Below are 6,918 nucleotides of genomic sequence, written 5' to 3'. Positions count from 1 at the left end.
GATCGTCTCGGCGGGCGCACGCCGTGGGGACGGCCGCGCCGCACGTGCTTCCTCCCATCCGGACTGTCACCGTCGGTCCTGGAGTTCCACCAGGTCAACCGCGCGTAGGGCGCGGGTCGCGGACTGTCACCGCCGGCTCGGAATTGCACCGACCCCGGAGCACGTTCGTGCGTACTGCTGCCGTCCAGGATGCCACACCGGCCGCGCAGCTCGTGCTCCCCGCCACCGGGCCTCCCCCTGCTCCCGTGCTGCTGGTGACTTCGAGGTGTCGGTGATTGAGGGTGATGTGCGCTTGGCACACTATTTTTCTGGGAAGGAGACGGCGCCATCGCGTCAGCGTCGCCGGGGGCCGCTCGGGACCGGACGCCTCGATCCCGAGCCCGCGCCGTCGACGCCCCGGTGGCGGGGAGGGACGGCACACAGGGCGCTGCTCGCCCCTCCCCCGGACGCCTCAGTGGGCGTGCGCGCCGTCCGCCAGGTCACGCAGCGCCTGGATCTCCCCCGGGATGCTCTCCGCCCCGTACACCGCCGAGCCGGCGACGAACACGTTGGCGCCGGCGTCCGCGGCGCGCTCGATGGTGGACCGGGACACTCCCCCGTCGACCTGGATCCACACGTCGAGGCCGGACTCGCTCACGGCCTCGCGCGCCCGCCGGATCTTCGGGAGCGTCCCGTCGATGAACGACTGCCCGCCGAAGCCCGGCTCGACCGTCATGACGAGGAGCATGTCGATCTCGCCCAGGAGATCGAGGAACGGCTCCACGGGGGTCGCCGGCCGCAGTGCCACGCCCGCCCGCGCCCCGAGGCGGCGCAGCTCGCGCGCGAGCCGCACGGGCGCCGTCGCGGCCTCCGCGTGGAACGTCACCGACCCCGCGCCCGCCTCCGCGTACGCCGGTGCCCAGCGGTCCGGGTCCTCGATCATGAGGTGCGCGTCGACCGGCACCGGCGACACCTCCACCAGCCGCTCGAAGACGGGCAGCCCCAGCGTGAGGTTCGGCACGAAGTGGTTGTCCATGACGTCGACGTGCGCGTAGTCGGCCGTCGAGATGGCCTGGAGGTCCCGCTCGAGGTTCGCGAAGTCGGCGGACAGGATGCTCGGGGCGATGAGGGCAGACATAGGGGCCAGCGTAGGGCGCACGGCCGTACCCTCGTCCCGTGGACCACTCCCCTCCCCCGCCCCGCGCGCCGCGGGCGACCGTCCGCCCCGCCGTCGCGGCCGACCTGCCTCGGGTCGCGGCGATCTTCGCCCCGTTCGCGCGCGACACCGCCGTGACGTTCGAGGCCGAGCCGTGGGACGTCGCGCGATGGGCCGACAAGCACGACGACCTCGCGCGGCGCGGCCTGCCGTTCCTCGTCGCGGACGTCGACGGCGCGGTGGCGGGGTTCGCGTACGCGGGCCCGTGGCGGCCCAAGGCGGCCTACCGGCACACGGTCGAGGACACCATCTACCTCGACCCTGCGTACGCCGGGCAGGGCCTCGGCACGGCGCTGCTCACGGCCCTGCTCGACGCCGCGGCCCAAGCGGGCGCCCGCCAGGTCGTCTCGGTCGTCGCCGACGTGCCCGAGGCGGCGGCGTCGCTGCCGCTGCACCGCCGGCTCGGGTTCGTCGAGGCCGGCCGTCTCACCGCCGTCGGGTTCAAGCACGGCCGCTGGGTCGACACCGTCCTCCTGCAGCGCGCGCTGGACGCCCCGGCCTGAGCGCTGCCGCCGAGACGCTCACGCGGCGGGAAGGCTCCGCCGCAGGGCGCCCGTGCGCTGCTCCACGGTGCGCCACGCGTGCCGGTCGACGCCGGGGTGCGCGGTGCGGTCGACGGCGCCGAGCGCGTCCGTGAGCGCCTCGAGCGTCTGGCTCACGACGCGGTGGGCGCGGCGTGGGGGCAGGCCCCAGGAGGCGCCCTCGGCGACGAGGTCTTCGGCGGTGAGGGCGTCCATGTCGCGCTCGCCCGCGACGTCCATGGCGAAGACGCGCGACGCGTGGGCGTGGTGCAGGTGCATGGACACGTCGTAGGCGGGGGCGAGGCGGACGGTGCCGTCGGCGTGGCGCAGCAGGGAGATGTTCTTGGCGTGCGCATCGGTGTTGCCGACGGCGAGGTTGAAGGTGGTGAGGGCGAGGAGCGGGTCGGGGCGGGTGCCGTCGTCGCGCAGGACGCGGGCGATGCGGGCGAGGGACGGCAGGGCGCGGCCGTGCTGGAACTTGCGCTCGGGGTCGCGGGTGTTGAGGCCGAGGGCCTGGGCGGTGTCCTCCTGGTGGAGGCGCTGGACGCCGTCGGGGCCGGGGACGCGGTCGTAGCGGGTGACGACGAGGCAGCGTTCGCCGTCGAGCTCGGTGACGTGGGCGTGGACGGTGGTGAGCCCGATGCGGCGGGCGAGGTCGAGGCTGGCGGCCTCGGTGTTGACGAGGTCGGCGGTGGGTGAGTCGGAGGGGCGGGCGGCCTTGAGGATGTGGGTGGTGGGGGTCGTGCCGTGGGCGCGGGCCCAGCCGTGGCCGTCGTGGAGCAGGGTGATCTTGGGCTCCATGCCGGGCAGGGAGCTGGTGAGGTGCTCGGTGCGACCGGCGCCGCCGGCGCGGGCGATCGCGGCGCGCAGGAGGCGGGCGACGCCGGCGTCGTCGAGGCGCTCGGGTGCGCTCCGGCGGGGCGCGGGGGCGGTCCCGTGCGGGAGGAGGACGAGCGCGCCGGCGGTGTCGGCGCCGTAGTGCGCGAGGAACGCGACGGCGTCGTCGGGGTCGACGCCGGCATCGAGGGCCATCTGCTCGCGCGTGCGGCCCTCGGGCATCAGTCCGTCGAGCCAGGCGGCGACCTTGGCGGGGTGGGGCGGCGGCTCGGTGGTGTCGGTGGTAGGGAGCAGGTGGGACAGGACGCGGGCGCCGACACCCCAGCGGTCGATGGCGTCGGGGGTCCAGCGGAGGTGGACGCCGGGTGCGGTGCGGTCGCCGGCGCGGTGGAGGCGGGCGACGTGGGTGCCGTAGAGCCAGGCGTCGAGTGCGTCGGTCACGGGCGTTCCTCGAGGCGGACGTCGATGCCGAGCTCGTCGAAGATCTCGAAGAGGCGCCGGACGTAGAGGTTCTCGGCGCCGTTCTCGAGCTCGGAGACGTACTGGCGCGTGATGCCGAGGTCGGCCGCGAGCGCCTCCTGGGTGATGCCGCGGTGGCGGCGGACGCGGCGGACGAAGCGGCCGAGGTCGGTGGCGCTGCGGGGGCGGGTCCAGCGGGGTGGGTCGGGGGTGTCCATGCGGTCCTCCGGTGTCGGGATGTTCTGGCGCCGCTCGGGTGTCAGGTTATCGCGACGTCGGAGGAGTGTCGAGATATCACGACATGGTGCGGCGCAGGAGCGTGAGGTGCATGGCGTCGGTGCCGTGGACGTGGGGCCACAGCTGGACGTCGGGGCGGTCGCCGAGGTCGATGGTGTCGCGGGCGTCGGGGCGCACGACGTCGCGCACGACGGCGGGGGCGTCGAGGATCTCGACGTCGTCGCGGCGGCGCAGCACGTCGGCGACGACGACCTGGGTCTCGGCGAGGTGCGGGGAGCACGTCACGTAGGCGACCACTCCCCCGGGTCGCACGGCGTCGATCGCGGACGCGAGGAGCTCGCGCTGGAGGCCGGTGAGGGTGGCGAGGTCGCCGGGGGTGCGGCGCCAGCGGGACTCGGGGCGGCGGCGCAGGGCGCCGAGCCCGGTGCAGGGGGCGTCGAGGAGGACGCGGTCGTAGGCGCCGGGCTCGTCCTGCCCGACGTCGCGCCCGTCCCCGGTGCGCACGGCTTCGACGGCGGAGGCGGGCACGGCCGCGAGCGCCTGGGTGACGAGGCGGGCGCGGTGGGGCTGGACCTCGTTGGCGACGAGGCGGGCGTCGCGCTGGGCGGCGAGGGCGCCGAGGAGGGCGGCCTTGCCGCCGGGGCCGGCGCACAGGTCGAGCCAGCGGGTGTCGGGGCCGTCGAGGGGGGCGGCGGCGAGGGCGAGGGCGACGAGCTGGCTGCCCTCGTCCTGGACGCCGGCGCGTCCGTCGCGCACGGCCCCGTAGGCGGCGGGGTCGCCGCCGTCGAGGACGAGGGCGGTGGGGGCCCAGCGGCCGGGGGTGGTGCGCTGGTCGGCGAGCTCGTCGGTGTCGGCGAGGCCGGGGCGGGCGACGAGGGTGACGCGGGGGGCGTCGTTGTCGGCGTCGAGGAGGCGGGCGAGCTCGGCGGGGTCGCGGCCGGTGCCGGCGAGGGCGTCGCGCAGGGCGCGGGCGACCCACACGGGGTGGGAGCCGGTGTCCGCGAGCGCCGTGAGCTCGTCGGGGGCGTCGTCGGCGATGGTGGCGAGCCAGTCCGCCAGCGGGGTGCGGGCGACGCGGCGCAGGACGGCGTTGACGAGCTGGGCGCTGCCGGCGCCGGTGCGGGCGCGGGCGAGGCCGACGGTCTCGGAGACGGCGGCGTGCTGGGGCACGCGCATGGCGAGGAGCTGGTGGGTGCCGAGGCGCAGGATGTCGAGGACGGGCGGGTCGAGGCGGTCCAGGGGGCGGTCGAGGCAGCGCGCGAGGACGGCGTCGTAGCGGCCGCGCAGGCGCAGGGTGCCGTACGCGAGCTCGGTGGCGAAGCCAGCGTCGCGGCCGCGGATGCCGCGCTCGCGCAGGAGCGGGGGCAGGACGAGGTTGGCGTAGGCGTCGGAGCCGTCGACCTCGCGCAGGACGTCGAACGCGGCGGTGCGGGCGGGGTCGGTGCCCTTGCGCCGCTCGGAGGGCGCGGTGGAGCTGCGGTGCACGTCCCCGCGGCTGCGCGCGGCGCCGCGCTGGCGGCCGCGTGCGTCGCGTCGGGCGTCGTCGCCGCCCGCGCCGGCCGCGCTCGAACGCGCGTTCGACGCGTGGCCGGCCCGCGGTGGCCGTCCGCTCGAACGCGCGTTCGAAGCTCCTCCGGTCGCGCCGTCGGATCGCCTCGGGTCGTTCGAACGGGCGTTCGACCCGTCCCGGCGGTGGTCGTCCTGGTCGCCCCGGCGGGGGCCCTGCGCGCTCACGCGGCGACCTCCGCGCCGAGGACGAGATCCTCCGGCAGGCGCGCCCCGCGGGCCCAGTCGGCGGCGGGCATGTGCTTGCGCCCCACGGGCGCGACGTCGCCGAGGCGGACGGCGTGCGTGGCCGTGCCGACGAGCACGTCCTTCTTCCCGGCGCGCACCTGGCCCGGGCGCAGGTCCGTCACGTCGGTCAGCGGCGTCACGGGGCCGAGCCCGAGGCGTACCGGGGCGCCGTCGGGTCCGGGCAGGGTCGTCCAGGCCCCCGGGGCGGGCGTGCAGCCGCGCACGAGCCGGTCGACCGCGAGCGCCGGGACGTCCCAGCGCACGCGCGCGTCGGCGGGCGTGAGCTTCGCGGCGTGCGTGACGCCGTCCGCGGGCTGCGGCTGGGGGCGCAGCGTGCCGTCCTCGAGGGCGTCGAGGGTCGCGACGAGCAGCCCGGCGCCCGAGACGGCGAGGCGGCCGAGGAGGTCGCCGGCGGTGTCGCGGGGCCGGATCGTCTCGGTCGTCGTGCCGAGCACGGGCCCGGAGTCCAGGCCCTCCTCGATGAGGAACGTCGTGGCGCCCGTGACCTCGTCGCCGGAGATGATCGCGCGCTGCACCGGGGCGGCGCCGCGCCACGCGGGCAGGACGGAGAAGTGCAGGTTCACCCAGCCGTGGTGCGGGACGGCGAGCACGTCCGGGCGCAGGATCTCCCCGTACGCGACGACGGGCGCCGCGTCGACGTCCAGGTCGCGCAGCGTCGCGAGGAACTCCTCGCCGCGCGGACGGTCCGTGAGGACCGGCACGCCTGCCTCCTCCGCACGCACCCGTACCGGGCTGGGCACGAGACGGCGCCCGCGCCCCGCGGGGGCGTCGGCGCGCGTGAGGACGGCGACGACCTCGTGGCGGGAGGCGAGGAGGGCGTCGAGGGAGGGGACCGCGGTATCCGGGGTCCCGGCGAACAGCAGGCGCATGGGCCCGAGTCTAGGTGTCGGGCGAGGTGGCTCAGGCGGGCGGTGCGACGTCGACGCCGAGCTCGCGCAGTGCGGCGCGCAGGCCCGCGGTGCCCCGGAAGAGGTGGGTCCGCAGGCCCAGGCGCGCGGCGGCGTCCACGTTCGCGGGGCTGTCGTCGGTGAACAGGGTGCGCTCGGGGTCGAGGCCGAACCGCTCGATCGTCAGGGCGAAGATGCGCGGGTCCGGCTTCGCGAGGCCCTCGCGGCCGGAGACCAGCACGTCGTCCATGAGCGCCGTCGCGGGCGCGGCCGTGGCGGCGTGGTGGAACAGCTCCGCCGACCAGTTCGTGAGCCCGTACAGGCGCAGGCCCAGGCCGCGCAGCTCGCGCACGAGCTCCTCGGAGCCGTCCACGGGCCCCGTGAGCGTCGCCGGGAAGTGCTCGACGTAGCGGTCGAGGAGCGCGACGTGGTGCGGGTGCGTGGCGCCGACGTGCGTGCGCGCCGCCGCCCACGTCTCGCCGGCGTCGCGCGCGTGGTTGAGCGCGGTGAAGTCCACGTCGGCGAAGAACGCGTCCACGTCCTCGCGCGAGGTGTGCCCGTCGTAGGCGCGGTACGGGTCCCACCCCACCAGGACGTTGCCGAAGTCGTACAGCACCGCGTCGATCGACACGGTGCCGGCCTGCTCGGGCGCGGCGTCGGTCGAGGTTCCGGTCACAGGATCTCCTTGGGGTCGAGCTGGACGCGCACGCTGCCTGGCTCGCGGCGCGCGGACCGCACCGCGAGCGAGGCGGCGAGCTGGCGCGCCAGGGTGCGCCCGTCACGGTACGGGACGCGCACGACCGCCCGCACGGGCCGCGCGACGCCCGCCGCGAGGTCCGGCGTCTCCTCCGGGCGCGTCGGGGCGACCTCCACGGGGCCGAGGACGGTGTCCGGGCCCGCGAGCTCCACCCGGTCGAGCACGGCCGCGACCGCGGCACGGTCCCCGCTGACGGCGGCGACGACCCGG

At 76.7% G+C, this 6,918-nt stretch carries 7 protein-coding genes, 1 pseudogene and 1 riboswitch; of the genes and pseudogenes, 1 reads left to right on the top strand and 7 read right to left on the bottom strand.

Translation table 11 applies throughout. From position 1 onward, the window contains the following. Window positions 1–40: 40 nt before the first annotated feature. Window positions 41–167, bottom strand: a riboswitch (FMN riboswitch). A gap of 284 nt (window positions 168–451) precedes the next feature. Continuing rightward, the gene (rpe, locus tag JZ5iCDA_RS14180) at window positions 452–1,117 is read right to left on the bottom strand and encodes a ribulose-phosphate 3-epimerase (RefSeq protein ID WP_069387754.1); all 666 of its coding nucleotides are present in this window, start codon (window positions 1,115–1,117) and stop codon (window positions 452–454) included. A gap of 38 nt (window positions 1,118–1,155) precedes the next feature. Here rpe and JZ5iCDA_RS14175 point away from each other — a divergent pair, with 38 nt between their 5' ends. Continuing rightward, entirely contained in the window at window positions 1,156–1,698 is a 543-nt protein-coding gene (locus tag JZ5iCDA_RS14175; protein ID WP_069387753.1) for a GNAT family N-acetyltransferase, read from the top strand. Window positions 1,699–1,716: 18 nt separating this feature from the next. On the opposite strand, the gene JZ5iCDA_RS14170 is transcribed toward JZ5iCDA_RS14175, so the two are convergent. From JZ5iCDA_RS14170 to JZ5iCDA_RS14145, 6 genes and pseudogenes are all read right to left on the bottom strand, one after another. Continuing rightward, on the bottom strand, window positions 1,717–2,994 hold the full coding sequence (locus JZ5iCDA_RS14170) for a HipA domain-containing protein (protein ID WP_069387752.1): 1,278 nt from the start codon (window positions 2,992–2,994) through the stop codon (window positions 1,717–1,719). Next, window positions 2,991–3,230 carry a helix-turn-helix transcriptional regulator gene (locus tag JZ5iCDA_RS14165; RefSeq protein WP_069387751.1) on the bottom strand — a complete coding sequence of 80 codons (240 nt, stop codon included), beginning with the start codon at window positions 3,228–3,230 and terminating at the stop codon, window positions 2,991–2,993. Before JZ5iCDA_RS14165 ends, JZ5iCDA_RS14170 begins: the two co-directional genes overlap by 4 nt. Window positions 3,231–3,306: 76 nt before the next feature. Continuing rightward, the gene (locus JZ5iCDA_RS14160; protein ID WP_139123121.1) at window positions 3,307–4,734 is read right to left on the bottom strand and encodes an RsmB/NOP family class I SAM-dependent RNA methyltransferase; all 1,428 of its coding nucleotides are present in this window, start codon (window positions 4,732–4,734) and stop codon (window positions 3,307–3,309) included. Window positions 4,735–4,979: 245 nt separating this feature from the next. Then, on the bottom strand, window positions 4,980–5,933 hold the full coding sequence (gene fmt / locus JZ5iCDA_RS14155) for a methionyl-tRNA formyltransferase (RefSeq protein ID WP_069387750.1): 954 nt from the start codon (window positions 5,931–5,933) through the stop codon (window positions 4,980–4,982). A gap of 31 nt (window positions 5,934–5,964) precedes the next feature. Continuing rightward, complete coding sequence (locus JZ5iCDA_RS14150; protein WP_069387749.1) at window positions 5,965–6,627, bottom strand: HAD family hydrolase; 663 nt, start codon at window positions 6,625–6,627, stop codon at window positions 5,965–5,967. Further along, window positions 6,624–6,918 (bottom strand): annotated as a pseudogene (locus JZ5iCDA_RS14145) (primosomal protein N'); the annotation flags it as partial. The pseudogene JZ5iCDA_RS14145 and the gene JZ5iCDA_RS14150, both read right to left, overlap by 4 nt.

Origin of the sequence: Cellulosimicrobium cellulans, from assembly GCF_001722485.1 — a bacterium.
Lineage (GTDB): Bacteria > Actinomycetota > Actinomycetes > Actinomycetales > Cellulomonadaceae > Cellulosimicrobium > Cellulosimicrobium cellulans_A.
This window is presented reverse-complemented; position numbering and strand designations above follow the sequence as displayed.

Coding starts and splice junctions, on each gene's coding strand:
- rpe (WP_069387754.1), bottom strand. CDS start 1,117: ATGTCTGCCCTCATCGCCCCGAGCATCCTGTCCGCCGACTTCGCGAAC.
- fmt (WP_069387750.1), bottom strand. CDS start 5,933: ATGCGCCTGCTGTTCGCCGGGACCCCGGATACCGCGGTCCCCTCCCTC.
- JZ5iCDA_RS14165 (WP_069387751.1), bottom strand. CDS start 3,230: ATGGACACCCCCGACCCACCCCGCTGGACCCGCCCCCGCAGCGCCACC.